The sequence below is a fragment of the Rhizobium sp. CBN3 genome (assembly GCF_030518245.1).
GTDB lineage: Bacteria > Pseudomonadota > Alphaproteobacteria > Rhizobiales > Rhizobiaceae > Rhizobium > Rhizobium aethiopicum_A.
Window position 1 is genome coordinate 14,622 of the sequence record NZ_JAULSE010000020.1, and the last position, 18,631, is coordinate 33,252.

An 18,631-nucleotide genomic window follows, 5' to 3' on the forward strand; every position below is an offset into this window, starting at 1 on the left:
GATGTCGCAGTGTCCCCGCGTCCTCTCACTCAGTCGAGCAACTAGGCCCTTGGTGAGCTGTCTTTAAATGGACATGCTCACGGCCCCACTTACCGCTCCCAATCCTCTTTCGCAGGCTTCGGCCCATTGCCGATGCGGCGTTCGAGTTCGGCGGCTTCGGTCTCCGACAGGCGCAAGTCGAGCGTGATCGAGCCGTCCTCATTGTCCTCGCGGGCGTCGACGATGGCGTGGTCGTAGAGCCAGGGCAGCAGCGCCAGCTTGTCGACGGGAAGGCGGATCGTCGTTTCGGTCATCACGCCGGACAGCCTGCGGCTGATCTCATCCATCAGCGTGTCGACGCCCTCGCCGCTGACGGCCGAGACGGCGACGACGTTACTGGCGCCGGCCGCTCTTTGCACCATGGTGTCGTGGACCTCAGGCTCGAGACGGTCGATCTTGTTCCAGACCTCGATCAGCCGCTTCTCCGCTTCGGCCTCGTCGATGCCGAGATCGCCGAGGATGCGCATCACGTCGGAGCTCTGCGCCTGGTTGTCCGGATCGGACATGTCGCGGACATGCAGGATGAGGTCAGCTTCCAGCACCTCTTCCAAGGTGGCGCGGAAGGCAGCGACGAGATGGGTCGGCAGGTCCGAGATGAAACCGACCGTGTCGGACAGGATGACCGTGCGGCCATGCGGCAGCTTCATGCGGCGCAGCGTCGGGTCGAGCGTCGCAAACAGCATGTCTTCGGCCAGCACACCGGCGCCGGTGATGCGGTTGAACAGCGTCGATTTGCCGGCATTGGTGTAGCCGACGAGCGCGACGATCGGGTGCGGCACCTTGCGGCGCTTGGCGCGGTGGAGCTGGCGGGTGCGCACGACCTGCTCCAGCTCGCGTTCGAGCTTGATGATGCGGTCCTGCAAGAGCCGCCGGTCGGCTTCGATCTGGGTTTCGCCGGGGCCGCCCATGAAACCGCCGCCGCCGCGCTGGCGCTCGAGGTGGGTCCAGCTGCGGACCAGCCGGCCCTTCTGATAATTCAGGTGCGCCAGATCGACCTGCAGCGTGCCCTCCTTGGTGGAGGCGCGGCGGCCGAAGATTTCGAGGATCAGGCCGGTGCGGTCGATGACCTTGGCGTTCCATTCCTTTTCGAGATTGCGCTGCTGCACCGGCGTCAGCGGGTGATCGACGATGACGAGACCGGAATCGCGCTCGTCGAGCAGCGCCTTGATCTCCTCGATCTTGCCGGTGCCGAGCAAAGTCGCCGGTCTTGGCTCATTGACCGGCACGATCGAACCGTTGACGACGTCTAGGTCAATTGCCTGGGCAAGGCCGGTCGCCTCTTCGAGCCGGCTTTCCGGGGTGCGGGTCGAGGCCGATTCGGTCTGGCCACCGCGGCTGCGCGATTTCAGAACCGGCACGACGACGGTCGCGCGCATATCGTCCCTGTGCTTGGCGGCCTCAGGGATGATCGAATCGTTCTTGGTATCGCGTGTCGAAATGACGGCTGATCCTGTTAGGACGCGGCTTCTTCACTCTCGAACATCTGCATCGGCTGACCCGGCATGATCGTCGAGATCGCATGCTTATACACGAGCTGCGAGTGGCCGTCACGGCGAAGCAGAACACAGAAATTGTCGAAGGAGGTAACAACACCCGTGAGTTTCACGCCGTTGATCAAAAAGATTGTCAGGGAAATCTTTTGTTTGCGAACAGTATTGAGAAATAAGTCCTGCAAATTCTGAGAACGTTCCGCCATCGCGCCGCTTCTTTCTTTATTGCCGACCCGTGTTGGCCGGTAGAATATCAATCAACCTCTCCATGCGAGACCGGCAACACCCTCATTCCACCGGTCCAGCAAATCTTGGTATCAAATCGCAATCTTTTCCGCAACGTCGAAAAAGGCTTCGCGGACTTTCTGCGAGACGCTGCCGGGATGGCCGTTGGCGATGGCTTGGCCATCGATGGAAACGACCGGAAAACAGATACTTGTGGCTGCCGTCAGGAAGACCTCGCGGGCTGCGAGCATTTCGGAAACAGAGAAATTCCGCTCAGTGATCTTCAAGCCCAGCTTGGCGGCCACATCGATCAATGTGGTGCGAGTGATGCCGCGCAGGATGCCGTGTTCGGCCGGCCGCGTTACCAAGGTTCCATCCGAATCGACCATCCAGACATTGGTCGCCGCCCCTTCCTTTACCATGCCGTCACCATCGACATAGATCGCCTCCTGGGCGCCGGCTTCCTTGGCCTGCTGGCGGGCCATGGCATTCGGCAGCAGGCCGACGGATTTGATGTCGACGCGGTCCCAGCGGTTGTCGGTGACGGTGATCGCCTTGATGCCGTTGGCGTTCTTGGCCGCGATGATCTTCGGGTCGGTGCTCTTGGCAGTTATGATAAGCGAGGGCGGCGTGCCGTCGGCCGGGAAGACATGGTCGCGGCGGGCGACGCCACGTGTGACCTGCAGGTAGAAAAGCCCGTTGCGGACATGGTTGCGGCGCAGCGTCTCGCGAATGACCCGCGTCAGCGCCGCCCGACTCATCGGCCAGGCGATGCTGAGTTCCCCGAGCGAACGGCCAAGACGATCGAGATGACGGGTGAGGTCGACGATATAGCCGTGGCGGATCTCGCAGACCTCATAGACGCCGTCGGCGAATTGATAGCCGCGATCCTCGATATGCACGCTGGCATCGGAATGTTTGACGTAGCGGCCGTTCACATAGGCGATTCTCGGCATGGGAAACCTGGTCTTCGGGATGTGGGAGAGACGCGGCGCGGCGGCTGGCCGCGCCGCCAGGATCAGACGCCGAGCGATTTCAGCTTGCGGTGCAGCGCCGAGCGCTCCATGCCGACGAATTCGGCGGTGCGTGAAATATTGCCGCCGAAGCGGTTGATCTGGGCGATCAGATAATCCTTCTCGAACATCTCGCGGGCTTCTCGCAGCGGCAGCGTCATGATGTGATAGTCGTTCTTGGCCGAAACCTTGGGCAGCATGTCGCCGAGATCGGTCGGCAGCATGTCGGCGGTGATCGGCGTGTCCGGGCCGTCGGTGCGGGCAAGGATCATCAGCCGCTCGATATTGTTGCGCAGCTGGCGGATATTGCCCGGCCAGTCATGCGCCTGCAGCACCGCCATGGCATCGTCGCCGATGCGGCGCGGACGAATGCCGGCCTGTTCTGATATCTGGCGCATCAGCTGATCGACGAGGAAGGGAATATCCTCGCGCCGCTCGGCAAGCTGCGGTACGCGCACCGGCACGACGGCCAGGCGATGATAGAGATCCTCGCGGAACCAGCCTTCGGCGATGCGGCTTTCGAGATTATAGGCGGTCGAGGAAATGATGCGGACGTCGACCTTGACGCGCTTGGATCCGCCGACCCGCTCGAACTGCTGATCGACAAGCACGCGCAGGATCTTGTTCTGCGTCTCGCGCGGCATTTCGCCGACCTCGTCGAGATAGAGGATACCGCGATGGGCCTCCTCGAGCGCGCCGATCTTGCGCGCCTGGCCAGGCGTGCCTTCGGTGCCGAACAGCGCCACTTCCATGCGATCGGGCGTGATGTTGGCAGCATTCAGCGCCACGAACGGGCCATTGGCGCGGGCCGACTTCTTGTGGATCATCCGGGCCACCAGCTCCTTGCCGGAACCGGACGCGCCGAGAATCATGATGCGGCTGTTGGTCGGCGACACCTTCTCGATCGTCTGGCGCAGCTGCGAGACGGCGACCGAAGTGCCGATTAGCTCCAAGGCGTCGCCGGTGCGCCGTTTCAGCTCGGAAACCTCGCGCTTGAGCTTGGAATTTTCCAGCGCGCGTTCGGCGATCAAAATCAGCCGATCGGCCTTGAAAGGCTTCTCGATGAAATCGAAAGCGCCGCGTTTGATCGCCGAGACCGCGGTTTCGATGTTGCCGTGGCCGGAGATCATCACGACGGGGAGATCGGGATGACGGGTCTTGATCTCGTCCAGCAGCGACAGGCCGTCGAGCTTGCTGCCCTGCATCCAGATATCGAGGAAGATCAGCCGCGGCACGCGATCTGATATCGCCGCCAGCGCGCTGTCGCTGTCATGGGCCGTGCGTGTCTCATGGCCTTCGTCGGAGAGAATGCCGGAAACGATCTCGCGAATATCGTGCTCGTCATCGACGACGAGAATATCAGAGGCCATAAGCGCTTTCCTTGTCATTGGCTGCGGGAGCGGCGGGCGCAGGCTCCAGGCGTGGCAGATGCACGCGGATCATGGCCCCTCTTCCCCGGTCAAAATCGGCGGGCGCGTCATGCAGCTCGAGCTGCCCGCCATGTTCCTCGATGATCTTCTTGACGATGGCCAGCCCGAGGCCGGTGCCCTTTTCGCGCATCGTCATATAGGGTTCCAGAATGCTATGGCGGTTTTCCACCGGCAGGCCGCGACCATTGTCGATCACGTCGACGGTGAAACGGTCGCGGGCCACATCGAGCGCGGCGCGCACGAGAACCTTGCGCTCGTCGCGCTCGTCACTCGGGACGGCTTCCAGCGATTCCACGGCATTCTTGATGAGATTGCCGAACGCCTGGCCGAGCATGCGACTGTCGAACAGGCCCTCCAGCGGCTTATCGCCGAACTCCGAGAGGAAGGTGACGTGATGATTGCCCATCTCGCGCAGGAAGATCGCGTCGCGCAAGATATCGCGCAGGTCGCTCGGCTCCTTGGTCGGCTTCGGCATGCGGGCGAAAGCCGAGAATTCGTCGACCATGCGGCCGATATCGCCGACCTGGCGAATGATCGTATCCGTGCACTGATCGAAGACGGTGCGGTCGTCCTGGTTGATCTGCTTGCCGTAGCGGCGCTGGATGCGCTCGGCGGACAGCTGGATCGGCGTCAACGGATTCTTGATCTCATGGGCAATGCGTCTTGCCACGTCACCCCAGGCGGTCGAGCGCTGGGCGATCACGAGATCGGTGATATCGTCGAGCGTGATCACGTAGGATTCGCTCATGTCGCGCACTTCCTCGCGGGTGACCTGCACGCTCAGCGTTCTAACCGTGCCGCCGCGCACCAGCGCGATCTGCTTGCGGAAATCGCCGCGATGACGCACCGCCGCCTCGGTCAGCACCTGATCGATCTCGGGCGCGATGTCGGCCAGCTGCTTGCCGAGCATCTCGTCGGCCGACAGCGACATCAGCGTCTCGGCCGAACTGTTGACGATAGCGATGCGTCGATCCTGTTCGACGCCGATGACGGCGGCGGTAACGCCCGACAAAACCGCTTCGATGAAACGCCGGCGGTCGTCGACCTCGTCCTTGGCCTCGAGGATCTCGTCGCGCTGGGTGCGGATTTCCGAGATCATCTTGTTGAAGGTGCGCGACAGATTGGCGACGTCGCCATCGACGGCATGCACCGGCACGACGATATCCATATTGCCCGATGCAACGCTGTCGGCCGCCGTGATCAGCAGCCGGATCGGCCGCACGATGCGGTCGGCGACAGCGATTGCCGTCCAGATCGCCGCAAGCAGCACGATCAGCGCGAAGCCGATGTAGAGCACGGCGAAGGCGATCTGCAGCGAGAAGCGGTTGGCCTCCATCGAGCGGTATTCGGTGGCGTTTTCCTCCATCATGCGCATGGCGCCCATGACCTTGGGATCGACGGCCCGCACCGTATAGAGAAATGTGCCCTGGATGGCATCGAGCTTGATAATGGCGCCGACGAGGTTGGTGACGCCGGGCGGAATCAGCGTCGGCTGGCCGGCCGCGGCCTTTTCCAGCGCATCCTGCGGAATGGCCGGCAGCGGCTTTTCCGTGGCGATGTCGGCCTGGACGACCACCGATCCGTCGCGCTCGACGAGGAAGGCGCCAAGCAGACCGCGCCCCCTCGCCTGCCGCGTCATCAGCTCGGCAAAACCCGTCCTGTCGAGGCTGTAGAGAGCGCGATTGCGCTCCAGGTCGTTGGCCATGGAGACCGTCTGCCCCTGCAGGTAGCTGGCGTTCTCCATCATATAGGCCTGGCCGATATTGCGCGACGAGCTGACGATCGACTGGGTGCGCAGCGCAAACCAGCGATCGAGGCCGGCATTCAGCGTGATGCTGGCGAAGATGGCGACGAGGATGGCCGGCGTGATCGCGACGATCGAGAAGAGCACGACGATACGGATGTGCAGGCGCGCGGCCGCTCTGCCTCGTGTGCGCGCCTTGAGCAGCCTTGCCACCTCGCGGGCGATCAGCGCCAGCAGCGTCAGGACGAAGAAGGAATTGACGATCACCGAGGTGATGACGACATGCGAGGTCGGCGCGATCGGCGTCAGGCCGAGCAGTATGAAGAGTGTGATCGTGGCGCAGAGCAGCGCGCCGCCGGCGAGCACGAGGCCAGGCACGGCGAAAAGCGCGCGGCGATCGGTCACCGTCGTCACCGCCTCGCCCGCCGCCGCCGGCGCTACCCCATCCTGCGTCATTCGGCCTCTCTTCAGACGGCACCCCGCCGTCCCGCCATCCGATCGAAACCAAAGAACGCCGGCTCAGAAGAGCCAGCGTCGGAACGACTCGATCGGGAGCGAAATGTCCAAAACCCTTGCGTGACCTTTAAGCAACGCATTGTGGCGAAAATGCAACGCGGCTTGTCATGTTGTCAAGGCGAAGCACCCGCAGCCTCACAGTTTTGGCCACTGTTTAAAAGCGACGTGGTTCTTCCGGTTTGTTTCCGACAATCGCGTCGACGCGCTCTAACACGTCAGCGGTCAGCTTGTGCCTGTGCGAAAGGGCCGCGAGATTATCCTGCAGCTGGCTGGCGCGCGAGGCGCCGAGAATGACGGTCGAAACGTTGCGATTGGCGAGGCACCACAAAAGCGCGAGATGGGTAATCGACAAGCCGATCTCGTCGGCGAGTTTTGCGAGTTCGCCGACTTGTCGGAGCTGAGCGCGGCCGGCATCGCTCGACCATCTTTCCTTCAGCCATTCGTAACCGGGCAGGTTCATGCGGCTGTCGTCCGGCACGCCGTTATTATATTTGCCGGTCAGGACGCCGGAGGCGAGCGGCGACCAGATCGTGGTGCCGAGGCCGATCAGGTCGTAAAGCGGGAGATAATCGGCCTCGACCTTCTGGCGTTCGAAGATGTTGTACTGCGGTTGCTCCATGGTGGGCGGCGTGATGCGCAGGTCCCGGGCAACAGCATAAGCTTCGGTCAGCTGCTGGGCGGACCATTCGGACGTCCCCCAGTAAAGCACCTTACCCTGCGCGACGAGATCGTGCATCGCCCGCACCGTTTCCTCGATCGGCGTGTCGATATCAGGGCGGTGGCAGAAATAGAGGTCGAGGTAATCGACCTGAAGCCGCTTCAGCGCCGCATGGCAGGCATCGGTCACATGCTTGCGCGACAGGCCGCGCTGCGTCGGCCTCTCACCTCCCCAGAAGACCTTGCTCGAAACGATGAAGCTGTCGCGGCTCCATCCGAGCGACTTGAGCGCCTCGCCCATGACGACCTCCGACTTGCCGCTTTCATAGCCTTCGGCATTGTCGAAGAAATTCACGCCATTGTCGTAGGCAAGCCGCATGAGATCAACGGCGTCGCCGCCATTCACCTGTTTGCCGAAAGTGACCCATGAGCCGAAGGAGAACTCGCTCACCTTCAAGCCCGATTTTCCCAAACGACGATATTCCATCACGCAGCTCCCGCAGGTTAGAACATGGGCCGACCGTCCGAGGCCGGCGTCGCACCATCAATGAGCGATCGATCCGCATAATCTATGGCGGCCGCAAGGATATACGAGGCGCCGCCGCCAAATTGCTCGCCATGGAACACGATGTCGCAGCTCCGGTCAGCCCGGCCGTACAGAAAAGGGCGCTCCACGACATCAGCCGGAGCGCCCATGGCAGCTGGCGACGACAGTTGCGGCGGAAGTCTACAGCAGCAGCGGCAGATGACGAGATTCGGAACGGATAGGCAACATGCGAGCGGATTCGGGAATGCTGTCCTCCGCTGATCGAGCCATATGATCCACCTGTTATCCACAGCTTATCCACAGGCGTGGCGGCGGCGAATGCAGCAACTTCAATGACATTTCGTGAACGGCAAACAATAGCTCACAAATACTATGTGACCGTCGGATGACACTGCGTTTTTGTTTGCCGGCGCAGATACAAACCGCGCTCAAGCTTGGATAGATTAAGTTTTGTTCCCGACCGTGGCGGCGGATACTGGGGAGGAGGTGGCGGTGGGCAAACGAGGAGCCCACCGCCTTTTTCTCAGGCGGTGCGCGAGCTTCTGTAAACTGAGACGCCGAGTTCCCTGATCTTCTTGCGCAGGGTGTTGCGGTTGAGCCCGAGAAGATCGGCCGCCTTGATCTGATTACCACGCGTTGCGGTGAGCGCAGCGAGAATCAGCGGATATTCCATTTCGGTCAGCACACGGTCATAGAGGCCGGGCGGCGGCAGGTTGTCGCCGAAGCTCGCAAAATAGGTGCGCATGTTCTCCTCGACCGCCTGGGCGATCGTCATCGAACCGTTGCGGATCGGCCCCTTGTCGATCGGGCTGTCGGGCACGTCGGAGCGCAGCTCGGCATCGATGATCTCACGAGTGATGACATCCTGCGGATAGAGAGCCATAAGCCGGCGAATGAGATTTTCCAGCTCGCGGACATTGCCCGGCCAGGCATAGGCCTTCATCAGCTCCAGCGCTTCCTGATCGAAGCGTTTGGAGCCGAGCCCTTCCTTCTCCGCCTGTTGGATGAAATGGCGCACGAGATCGGGAATATCCTCGGCGCGGTCGCGCAGCGGCGGCAGGCGCAGCGGCACGACATTGAGGCGATAATAGAGATCCTCGCGGAACAGGCCTTGGTTGATCGCCTGCTTCAGATCCTTGTTGGTGGCGGCGACGATACGCACGTCGGTGCGGATCGGCGTGCGGCCGCCGACGGTGGTGTATTCGCCCTGCTGCAGCACGCGCAGAAGCCGGGTCTGGGCATCCATCGGCATGTCGCCGATTTCGTCGAGGAAGAGCGTGCCGCCCTCGGCCTGCTCGAAGCGGCCGGTCGAGCGGGTCTGCGCGCCGGTGAAGGCGCCCTTCTCGTGGCCGAAGAGTTCCGACTCGATCAGGTCGCGCGGGATCGCCGCCATGTTGATCGCCACGAACGGGCCGTTGCGGCGCTTGCCGTAATCATGCAAGGCGCGGGCGACGAGCTCCTTGCCGGTGCCGGATTCGCCGGTGATCATCAGCGTCAGGTCCGTCTGCATCAGGCGGGCGAGCACGCGGTAAATTTCCTGCATCGCCGCCGAGCGGCCGACCAGCGGCATGCCGTCCTGCATATCCTCTTCGAGTTTGGCGGGCTTGCGCTTCGGTTCGGCCAGCGCCCGGCCGATGATGCCGATCAGTTCGGTCAGGTCGAAGGGCTTCGGCAGATAATCATAGGCACCCTTCTCCGAGGCCTTGATGGCGGTCATGAAGGTGTTCTGGGCGCTCATGACGAGGACCGGCAGGTCGGGGCGGGCCTTCTTGATGCGCGGCAGCAGGTCGAAGGCGTTCTCGTCGGGCATCACCACGTCGGTGACGACAAGATCGCCCTCGCCCGCCGAAATCCAGCGCCAGAGAGTTGCGGCGTTGGAGGTGATGCGAACGTCATAACCGGCGCGGCTCAAGGCCTGGTTGAGCACGGTGCGGATGGCCGCATCATCATCTGCAACGAGGATCGTGGCTGTCATCGAGAAGGTCCTGTCGAGCTTGCGGAAGAGGCATCCTCGAGCGAGGCGTCCTTCGACGCCGGCATGAGAACACGGAAAGTCGTGCGGCTGTTCTGGCTGTCGCATTCGATGATGCCGCCGTGATCGCCGATGATCTTGGCGACCAGCGCCAGGCCGAGGCCGCTGCCGTTCGTCTTGGTGGTGATGAAGGGATCGAAGAGATGCGGCAGCAGATCGGCGGGCACGCCGGGGCCATTGTCGTGGACGCAGAATTCCAGCGGCAGCGAGATCTTTTCACGCGTGCCGGCGACCGACAGCCGGATGCCGGGGCGATAGGCCGTCGTCAGCATGATCTCGCCATCCGGCCGGTCGCCCACCGCTTCGGCGGCGTTCTTCACCAGGTTGAGGAAGACCTGAACGAGCTGGTCGCGATTGGCATAGACCGCCGGCAGCGACGGGTCGTAACTCTCGGTGATGCGGATATTGCGGGCAAAGCCGGCCTTTGCGACCGCCTTCACATGATCGAGCACGGAATGGATATTGACCGGCATGCGGTCGACCGGGCGTTCGTCGGAAAACACCTCCATGCGGTCGACCAGCGAGACGATGCGGTCGGTCTCGTCGCAGATCAGCCGGGTCAGCGCCCGGTCGTCGTCGATCACCGATTGTTCGAGCAGCTGGGCGGCGCCGCGGATGCCGGAGAGCGGATTCTTGATCTCATGCGCCAGCATGGAAGCGAGACCGGTCACCGAGCGGGCGGCGGCGCGGTGCGTCAGCTGCCGGTCGATCTTGTCGGCCATCGAGCGTTCCTGGAAGACGATGACGACGGCGCCGGGTTCGCTCAGCACCGGAGCGACGTAGAGATCGACGAGCTTGTCCTGGCCGAGGCGCGGCGAACTCAGATCGACGCGGTATTCGTTGACCGGCGCCTTGCGCTCACGCACCTGGTCGATCAGGGCGAGCAGCGGGCTGCCGAAAGGAATGAAGGTCGAGATCCGGTATCGCGCCAGATGCGACGCGCTGGCGCCGAAAAAGGCCTCCGCCTCCCAATTGGCGAAGGCGACAAAACCGGATTCATCGACCATGACGACCGGGTTCTGGATGGCGTTCAGCACGGCCATGGCAACGGTTCCGCCGGCGTTGTCGGGCGGAGATGTCATATCCTTCGTCATGCCGCCTCCCGGCTATCGAGCGCACCTGCAGCCAGCGCGTGATAAAGGCGCGCGGCCACCTCACGCGGGTCACGCGAGGTCATGATGTCAGCCTTCTCGCCGCCGGCGAGTGCGGGCGCAAACCGCTCGAGATACCAGCCGAGATGCTTGCGGGCATGGCGGATCGCCACTGCCTCGCCGTAGAAGTCGAGCATCATCCGGTAATGTTCGACGGCGATATCGGCAATCTCCTCGCGTCGCGGTTCTGCCGCTCCGGCGAGCACGCCGGCATGCCACGGCCTGCCCTGGCAGCCCCGGCCGATCATGACGGCATCGGCGCCGGAGCGGCGCAGGATTTCCTGCGCATCGTCGGCGGTCTCGACGTCGCCGTTGGCGATCAGCGGAATGGAGATCGCCTCGCGGACCGCACGGATTGCATCCCAATCAGCGCGGCCTTCATAAAATTGCATGCGGGTGCGGCCGTGAATGGTCACGAGCTGAATGCCGGCCGCCTCGGCGCGGCGCGCTATGTCGGGCGCGTTGATGGAATTCTCATCCCAGCCGAGGCGCATTTTCAGCGTCACCGGAATGTCGACGGCCTTGACCGTCGCCTCGATCAGGCCGAGCGCGTGATCGGGATCGCGCATCAGCGCCGAGCCGGAATAACCGCCGATCACCTTCTTTGCCGGACAGCCCATGTTGATGTCGATGATATCGGCGCCATGATCGGCGGCGATCTTCGCCGCTTCCGCCATCCAGTGCGCCTCGCGCCCGGCGAGCTGCACCATGTGCGGCCGAAAGCCTGCACCCTTCAGCCGCGACCAGGATTCGGCGGTGTCGTTGACCAGCTCGCGGCTCGCCACCATCTCGGTAACGACGAGGCCGGCGCCGAAGCGCCAGGCAAGCTCACGGAAGGGCATATCCGTGACGCCGGACATCGGCGCCAGCACAACGCGGTTCCGCACGGACACGGGTCCGATTCGGAAAGGCGCTGCGAGATTCTTGCAAATCAAATGATTATCTTTCAGGCACACCATGGAACTGCATTATTTTTAGCCACAGATCCATGCCTTTGCCAAGAGGGCTCGGGTCGGAATCGATATTTTTCGGGCAGATGCTGGAAAAGGCCAAAGCAAGAGGTTAGAGCACTCCGGTCAATTCCGCATGATTTAGGGGATTTATGCTGCAAATGCCGTCCAAGCAACCGATATCGGCTGGCATTGTCATCGTCGCCGCCGGCCGCGGCGAGCGCGCCGGATCCTCCGAGGAAGGCCCCAAGCAATATCGCATGATCGGCGGCAAGCCGGTTATCGTCCATGCGCTTGAAAACTTCATGACATGGGAAGCGGCAGCTGAGATCGTCGTCGTCATTCACCCCGACGACGAGGCGCTGTTTGCCAGGGCGTCTCGCCATATCATCTCGGCAACACCGATCGAAACAGTACATGGCGGTGCGACAAGGCAGGAGTCCGTGCTTGCCGGCCTAAGATACTTCAAGGACAAGAATGTCAGCCATGTGCTGATCCACGATGCTGTGCGGCCGTTCTTCGACCATGGGCTTCTCGACCGCATTGCCGTGCGCCTTGCCGATGGTGCGCAGGCGGTGCTGCCGGCAATGCCGGTCACGGATACGCTGAAACGCGCCAACAGCGCCGGCACCGTATCGGCGACGGTCTCGCGCGAGCACCTCTATGCGGCACAGACGCCGCAATCCTTCGCCTTCGCAGCGATCCTCGACGCGCATGAGAAGGCGGCGGCGAGCGGGCGAAGCGATTTCACCGACGACGCCTCGATCGCCGAATGGGCCGGCATTCCGGTGACGATCGTCGAGGGTACGCCCGATAACGTCAAGCTGACGGTCAAGCGCGATATCGCCATGGCCGACGACAAGCTGTTGGCCTCGCTGCTGCCCGACGTGCGCACCGGCAACGGCTATGACGTGCACCAGCTCGAACCGGGCGACGGCGTGACGCTCTGCGGCGTGTTCATTCCGCATGATCAGAAGCTCAAAGGCCATTCCGATGCCGATGTCGCGCTGCATGCGTTGACCGACGCGCTGCTTGCCACCTGCGGCGCCGGCGATATCGGCGATCATTTCCCGCCGTCCGATCCGCAATGGAAGGGAGCGGCTTCGAAGATCTTCATCGAGCATGCCGCCCGGATTGTACGCGAGCGCGGCGGCACGATCATGAATGCCGACGTCTCGCTGATTGCCGAGGCGCCGAAGGTCGGACCGCACCGCGAGACCATGCGGGCGAGACTGTCGGAATATCTCGGCATCGATATCGAACGATGCTCGGTCAAGGCGACGACCAACGAGAAGATCGGCTTCGTCGGCCGGCGCGAAGGCATCGCGGCGATCGCCACGGCGACCGTCGTCTATCGGGGAATGAAGCGATGAGCCTTTTTCCCGAGGATATCCAGTCGGCGGCAGAGGCGATCATCCGCGACTTCATGGCTGCCGGCCTAATGATCTCGACCGCCGAATCCTGCACCGGCGGCTTGATCGCCGGGGCGCTGACCGAAATATCGGGCTCGTCCGCCGTCGTCGACCGCGGCTTCGTCACCTACACGAATACGGCGAAGATCGAGGTGCTCGGGGTACAGGAGCAAACGCTGCTCAGCTTCGGCGCGGTCTCCGAAGAGACCGCCCGGCAGATGGCGCATGGCGCCCTCTTCCGCTCGCGCGCCACGATCGCCGTCGCCGTCACCGGCATTGCAGGACCCAGCGGCGGGTCGGCGGAAAAACCGGTCGGCCTCGTGCATCTCGCCGCCAGATCACGAACCGGCGCATTCATCCACCGAAAGATGCTTTACGGCGATATCGGCCGCAACGCGGTGCGGCTGGCTACGGTCAAGACGGCGCTGGAGATGGTGCATTCGCTGCTGCCCGACTGACGCCTGGTATGGTTCGTCACACCGTGGCGTAGATCCTGTTCGCCCTTGTCTCGAAGGCTTCGGTGAACATGCGGAAGGCACGATCGAACATCGAGCCCATCAGCGCGCCCAGAATGCGGCTCTTGAACTCATAATCGATGAAAAAATTGATCGTGCAGCCGCCAGCCGGCGTTTCGGCGAAATGCCACCGGTTTTCCAGATATTTGAATGGGCCGTCGATATATTTCACCTCGATGGCGCGCTCGGCCCGGTTCAACAGCACCTGGGTGGTGAAGGTCTCGCGGATCGCCTTGTATCCGACCGTCATGTCGGCCAGGAGCAGAATCTTGCCGTCGCGCTCCTTGCGGCTCCTGACTGAAAGCGCTTCGCAGAGCGGCAGGAATTCGGGATAGCGCTCGACATCGGCAACGAGATCGAACATCTGGTCGGGCGTGTGCGGGACGGAACGGTGCGTTTCGAATTGCGGCATAGGCGGCACTTAAGCGGGCGCGCCCAGAAGATCAAGGAGTCCGCGCATCCGGCGGCGGGATTTTAGCTGAAGAACGGGCACATCGGGCCCATGTTCGGCGATGCCGGCGGCAACACGCGGTGCAAATTTCTGCTCGAAGGTCCAGATGAAGCGCAGAAATTCCAAATCGACCTTCTCGATGCAACCCGGTGCCATTTCCGGTCGGGTGCGGCCAATCCATTTCGCCCATCGGCTGACCGCACCCCAGATACAGAGAAGTCGCGGCATGCGGACCCAGATGACGAAATCGGTACGCGGCAGCCTGATGTCCAGCGAGGACGGGTTGGTGCCGTCCATGATCCAGCGTTCTTCGAGGATCCGGCTGGCGATGATACTTCGCTGCTCCGCCCTGTCGCGCGCCACCCAGCCGGGAAGCCAGAAAACGTCCCGGTCGAGCGAAATGTAGGGAAGCCCGAAGCGCGCTGCAATTTTTAGAGACAGAGTGGATTTACCGCCGCCGGAGCAGCCGACGACGAGAATGCGTCGGGCTCTTCGGATATGCTCCGCCGCCTGCTCGAGGTCGGCGATCTGCTGACGCTGTGGCAAATCTGCGCTGTGGTCCATCGTGTCATCCTCGCAGTACCACGCTGCTTGCCCCTCACCCTAACCCTCTCCCCGTAAAACGGATAGAGGGGACGTGCCGAACGCAGCGTTAAGGTTGAGGAGGCGGTGCGGCACATCCCCTTCTCCCCGCACGCGGGGAGAAGGTGCCGGCAGGCGGATGAGGGGCATGCGGCGATCTCAAGGGGGCGAGGATTTTGCCCTGTCGCAGCAGCAGAACTCTTACTCAGCCGCCAACAACAGCTTCTTCTCGCGCGCCGCCTTCAGCCGCGCAAAATCATCGCCAGCATGGTGCGAGGAGCGGGTCAGCGGGCTGGAGGCGACCATCAGGAAGCCCTTGCTGTAGGCGACCGTCTCATAGGACTTGAACTCTTCGGGCGTGACGAAGCTTTCCACCTTGTGGTGCTTGCGGGTCGGCTGCAGGTATTGGCCGATCGTCAGGAAGTCGACATCGGCTGTGCGCAGGTCGTCCATCAGCTGCAGCACTTCGTTACGCTCCTCGCCGAGGCCGACCATGATACCCGACTTGGTGAACATGGCGGGATCGAGTTCCTTCACCCGCTGCAGCAGGCGGATGGAATGGAAATAGCGGGCGCCGGGGCGAACCGTCAGATAATTGCCGGCCACCGTTTCCATATTGTGGTTGAAGACGTCGGGCTTGGCTGCGACGACGCGCTCCAAGGCGCCCGGCTTCTTCAGGAAATCAGGCGTCAGGATCTCGATCGTCGTTGCCGGCGAGGCGGCACGGATCGCCCAGATCACCTTTTCGAAATGCTCGGCGCCGCCGTCCTCGAGATCGTCGCGGTCGACCGAGGTGATGACGACGTGGCTGAGACCCATCTCTCTGACCGCCTTGGCGACATTCTCCGGCTCGGCCATGTCGAGCGCATTCGGCTTGCCTGTCGCGACATTGCAGAAGGCGCAGGCGCGGGTACAGATCTCGCCCATGATCATGAAGGTGGCGTGCTTCTTGTCCCAGCACTCGCCGATATTCGGGCAGCCGGCCTCCTCGCAGACGGTGACGAGCTTGTGCTCCTTCACGATCGCGCGCGTCTCGGCGTACCCCTTGGAGGTCGGCGCCTTGACGCGGATCCAGTCCGGCTTGCGCATGACTTCCGTATCCGGCCGATGCGCCTTCTCCGGATGACGCACGCGCTTGGCGTCGGGATTGATCGTGTCGAGAATGGTCACCATTGTCGTGTCAGCTTTCCGCCGCCCTATGCGGCACAGTCTCTACGCGTCGCAATTTAGCGCCGCACAAGTCGCGCAACGAATATCAGCAGGCAGGCGCCGAGGAAACCCGTCACGAAATAGCCGAGCCGTCCGCCGGCCAGTTGGACATGAAACTGGGCGAGGATAGCGGTGGCGACGACCGAGCCGACGATGCCAAGCACGATGTTCAGGAAAATTCCATATCGTGCATCCATCAGCTTGCCGGCCAGCCAGCCTGCAAGTCCGCCGATAATGATTGCCGAAATCCAGCCCACGCTTTCCATGCCTGTCCTGCCCTCAAACTGCGCTAAGCGACCGCCCTTGCGACCAGCACCACGATGATGGCGCCGACCGTCGCGTGGATGATCTGCACGACCAGAGCGTTTTCAATGCCCAGCGAAATGCCGAGCGCGCTGAACAGATAGCCGCCGACGAAGGCGCCGATGATGCCGCTCAGCAGACATCTGATCAAACCGCCGCCACCGACGACGAGACTTGCCAGGAATCCCGCAACCAGGCCGATCAGCAAAAACACCAGCAACGCCTGCGTCTCCATAGACATGATGATTTCCTTTCGCTTTTTCCACCCGACCGGAGTGGCTTTCCACCCCGGAAAAGGGCGGCGCCCCGAAAATTCTCAAGCGTTCAGCACACGACCATAAGCATCGAGCACCGCTTCCTTCATCGTCTCGGATACGGTCGGATGCGGGAAGATGGTATGCATCAGCTCTTCCTCGGTCGTTTCGAGGTTCATCGCGACGACGAAGCCCTGGATGAGCTCGGTGACTTCGGCGCCGACCATGTGGGCGCCGAGCAGTTCGCCGGTCTTCTTGTCGAAGATCACCTTGACCATGCCCTGGTCTTCGCCGAGTGCGATCGCCTTGCCGTTCGCCGCAAAGGAGAAACGGCCGACGCGGACATCGCGGCCCAGCTCCTTGGCCTTGGCTTCCGTAAGGCCGACGGAGGCGACCTGCGGATTGCAATAGGTGCAGCCCGGGACCTTGCCCTTGTCGGTGGGATGCACATTCGGCAGGCCGGCGATTTTTTCGACGCAGACGACACCCTCATGCTCGGCCTTGTGCGCCAGCATCGGCGGGCCGGCGACATCACCGATCGCATAGATGCCGGCCACATTGGTCTTGCCGTAACCATCGGCGACGACACAGCCGCGGTCGGTCTTGATGCCGAGCGCCTCCAGGCCGAGGTTTTCGATATTGCCCTGAACGCCGACAGCCGAAATCATCCGGTCGGCGGTGATCTGCTGGACCTTGCCGTCTGCAGTCTCGACATGGGCGGTGATGCTGCCCGCACCCTTTTCGACCTTGGTTACCTTGGCGCTGGTGAAGATCTTGAGGCCGCGCTTTTCCAGCTGCTTGCGGGCGATTGCGGTGATTTCGGCATCCTCGACCGGCATGATGGTCGGCATGACTTCCACCACCGTGACGTCGACGCCCATCGAGCGATAGAAGCTTGCGAACTCGATGCCGATGGCGCCGGAGCCCATGACGATCAACGACTTCGGCAGCGCATCCGGCTTCAGCGCCTCGAAATAAGTCCAGATCAGCTTGCCGTCCGGCTCGATGCCGGGTAGCGCACGCGGACGGGCGCCGGTCGCGATGATGATGTGCTTGGCGGTATAGGTGCCCTCGCCCTTGACGTTCTTCGGCAGCGGGTGCTGCGGCTCGACCACCGGCTTGGACGATTTGCCGACGACGATCTCGCCTGGCTTGGTGATTTTTGCTTCGCCCCAGATGATGTCGATCTTGTTCTTCTTCATCAGGAAGCCGACGCCGGCATTGAGGCGGGCAGATACGGCACGCGAGCGGCCGACGACGGCCTTGGCATCCGGCTTGACCGTGCCTTCGAGAACCAAGCCGAAATCCTTGAAGTGATTGGCGTGATCGAGCACCTCGGCCGAACGCAGCAGCGCCTTCGTCGGTATGCAGCCCCAGTTCAGGCAGATGCCGCCCATATGCTCGCGCTCGACGATCGCCGTCTTGAGGCCGAGCTGAGCGGCGCGAATGGCGGCGACATAGCCGCCGGGACCGGAGCCGATGATGATGACGTCGTAGGATTCAGCCATGTGTTTCCTGCCCTTTTTGTTACACTGCGCTGCGGGTCATGAGCACCCACGCGTGTCTCTTGCTGTTTTCGAAAAGCGGCACGCCATCGGCGCGCGCAGCCTCCAAGAATCCGTTTTTTTCATAAAGCGACAAAGCCGCCTCATTATTGCTTGAGGTGATCAGGCTGACGGGCCGACGACCGGCTCTTTCGATCTGGTCCTCCAGCAGCCTGCGTCCGATGCCGATGCCGCGCAGGTGGCGATAGACGCCGAGACTGCCGATGAACCAGCTTCCCACAACCATTTTCTGCAAGGCGAGCATCGGCTCCGTCGCCGCGATCGTCGCCTCGATATCCCCGATGCCTTCGTCCAGCGCATGGCCGATCGCGATACCTGCGACCTCGCCATAGGCCTCGGCGACGACCGCATCCCGCCAGCCGCCGACGGCTTCCTCCTCGCTCATCTTCAGCCTGCCCCGCTCCAGCGGCGTATCGCTGACGTCTTTCGTGACATCGGCGAACCAGAGCCAGGAGGCAAAACCATGCGAGGCAATATCTGCCAAAATCGCCAGCTCCGAGGCATCCCGCCGTGAGGCCTGCCGCAGCACGACGAAGGCGGTCATTC

18 protein-coding genes are annotated in these 18,631 nt (G+C 62.5%); 2 read left to right on the plus strand and 16 right to left on the minus strand.

What is annotated here, in order from left to right; all coding sequences use genetic code 11:
• Nucleotides 1–89: 89 nt before the first annotated feature.
• The 9 genes from hflX to dusB form a co-directional block, all read right to left on the minus strand.
• Nucleotides 90–1,415 (minus strand): GTPase HflX, encoded by a 1,326-nt coding sequence (hflX, locus tag QWJ46_RS24305; RefSeq protein ID WP_302754277.1) that lies wholly within the window; start codon nucleotides 1,413–1,415, stop codon nucleotides 90–92.
• Between the two features lie 77 nt (nucleotides 1,416–1,492).
• Nucleotides 1,493–1,735 carry an RNA chaperone Hfq gene (hfq, locus tag QWJ46_RS24310; protein WP_003539403.1) on the minus strand — a complete coding sequence of 81 codons (243 nt, stop codon included), beginning with the start codon at nucleotides 1,733–1,735 and terminating at the stop codon, nucleotides 1,493–1,495.
• 111 nt (nucleotides 1,736–1,846) lie between these two features.
• Entirely contained in the window at nucleotides 1,847–2,710 is an 864-nt protein-coding gene (locus QWJ46_RS24315) for a D-amino-acid transaminase (RefSeq protein ID WP_302754278.1), read from the minus strand.
• 62 nt (nucleotides 2,711–2,772) lie between these two features.
• Complete coding sequence (locus tag QWJ46_RS24320) at nucleotides 2,773–4,137, minus strand: sigma-54 dependent transcriptional regulator (RefSeq protein WP_011425228.1); 1,365 nt, start codon at nucleotides 4,135–4,137, stop codon at nucleotides 2,773–2,775.
• Complete coding sequence (locus tag QWJ46_RS24325; protein ID WP_302754279.1) at nucleotides 4,127–6,397, minus strand: PAS domain-containing sensor histidine kinase; 2,271 nt, start codon at nucleotides 6,395–6,397, stop codon at nucleotides 4,127–4,129. The genes QWJ46_RS24320 and QWJ46_RS24325 overlap by 11 nt, the downstream gene beginning before the upstream one ends.
• Before the next feature lie 214 nt (nucleotides 6,398–6,611).
• Nucleotides 6,612–7,601 carry an aldo/keto reductase gene (locus QWJ46_RS24330; RefSeq protein WP_302754280.1) on the minus strand — a complete coding sequence of 330 codons (990 nt, stop codon included), beginning with the start codon at nucleotides 7,599–7,601 and terminating at the stop codon, nucleotides 6,612–6,614.
• 583 nt (nucleotides 7,602–8,184) lie between these two features.
• Entirely contained in the window at nucleotides 8,185–9,636 is a 1,452-nt protein-coding gene (gene ntrC / locus QWJ46_RS24335; protein ID WP_085778072.1) for a nitrogen regulation protein NR(I), read from the minus strand.
• A complete protein-coding gene (locus QWJ46_RS24340; RefSeq protein ID WP_302754281.1) occupies nucleotides 9,633–10,787 on the minus strand; it encodes a nitrogen regulation protein NR(II) in 1,155 nt (384 codons plus the stop codon). Before QWJ46_RS24340 ends, ntrC begins: the two co-directional genes overlap by 4 nt.
• Nucleotides 10,784–11,803 carry a tRNA dihydrouridine synthase DusB gene (gene dusB / locus QWJ46_RS24345; RefSeq protein WP_302754282.1) on the minus strand — a complete coding sequence of 340 codons (1,020 nt, stop codon included), beginning with the start codon at nucleotides 11,801–11,803 and terminating at the stop codon, nucleotides 10,784–10,786. Before dusB ends, QWJ46_RS24340 begins: the two co-directional genes overlap by 4 nt.
• A gap of 143 nt (nucleotides 11,804–11,946) precedes the next feature.
• Here dusB and QWJ46_RS24350 point away from each other — a divergent pair, with 143 nt between their 5' ends.
• Entirely contained in the window at nucleotides 11,947–13,167 is a 1,221-nt protein-coding gene (locus tag QWJ46_RS24350) for a bifunctional 2-C-methyl-D-erythritol 4-phosphate cytidylyltransferase/2-C-methyl-D-erythritol 2,4-cyclodiphosphate synthase (protein WP_302754283.1), read from the plus strand.
• On the plus strand, nucleotides 13,164–13,664 hold the full coding sequence (locus QWJ46_RS24355; RefSeq protein WP_302754284.1) for a CinA family protein: 501 nt from the start codon (nucleotides 13,164–13,166) through the stop codon (nucleotides 13,662–13,664). The genes QWJ46_RS24350 and QWJ46_RS24355 overlap by 4 nt, the downstream gene beginning before the upstream one ends.
• A 16-nt stretch (nucleotides 13,665–13,680) precedes the next feature.
• Here QWJ46_RS24355 and QWJ46_RS24360 read toward each other — a convergent pair whose 3' ends face one another.
• From QWJ46_RS24360 to QWJ46_RS24390, 7 genes are all read right to left on the minus strand, one after another.
• On the minus strand, nucleotides 13,681–14,133 hold the full coding sequence (locus QWJ46_RS24360) for a type II toxin-antitoxin system RatA family toxin (protein WP_302754285.1): 453 nt from the start codon (nucleotides 14,131–14,133) through the stop codon (nucleotides 13,681–13,683).
• Between the two features lie 9 nt (nucleotides 14,134–14,142).
• Nucleotides 14,143–14,736 carry an AAA family ATPase gene (locus tag QWJ46_RS24365; RefSeq protein WP_302754286.1) on the minus strand — a complete coding sequence of 198 codons (594 nt, stop codon included), beginning with the start codon at nucleotides 14,734–14,736 and terminating at the stop codon, nucleotides 14,143–14,145.
• A 219-nt stretch (nucleotides 14,737–14,955) separates the two neighbouring features.
• Nucleotides 14,956–15,927: a lipoyl synthase gene (gene lipA / locus QWJ46_RS24370; RefSeq protein ID WP_302754287.1), complete on the minus strand. Its 972-nt coding sequence runs from the start codon at nucleotides 15,925–15,927 to the stop codon at nucleotides 14,956–14,958.
• A 53-nt stretch (nucleotides 15,928–15,980) separates the two neighbouring features.
• The gene (locus QWJ46_RS24375; RefSeq protein ID WP_085778064.1) at nucleotides 15,981–16,229 is read right to left on the minus strand and encodes a GlsB/YeaQ/YmgE family stress response membrane protein; all 249 of its coding nucleotides are present in this window, start codon (nucleotides 16,227–16,229) and stop codon (nucleotides 15,981–15,983) included.
• 23 nt (nucleotides 16,230–16,252) lie between these two features.
• Nucleotides 16,253–16,507, minus strand: coding sequence for a GlsB/YeaQ/YmgE family stress response membrane protein (locus QWJ46_RS24380; RefSeq protein ID WP_011425215.1), 255 nt, complete (start codon nucleotides 16,505–16,507; stop codon nucleotides 16,253–16,255).
• A gap of 75 nt (nucleotides 16,508–16,582) precedes the next feature.
• Nucleotides 16,583–18,028: a dihydrolipoyl dehydrogenase gene (gene lpdA, locus QWJ46_RS24385; protein ID WP_302754288.1), complete on the minus strand. Its 1,446-nt coding sequence runs from the start codon at nucleotides 18,026–18,028 to the stop codon at nucleotides 16,583–16,585.
• Between the two features lie 19 nt (nucleotides 18,029–18,047).
• A complete protein-coding gene (locus tag QWJ46_RS24390; RefSeq protein WP_302754289.1) occupies nucleotides 18,048–18,629 on the minus strand; it encodes a GNAT family N-acetyltransferase in 582 nt (193 codons plus the stop codon).
• Nucleotides 18,630–18,631: the final 2 nt, after the last annotated feature.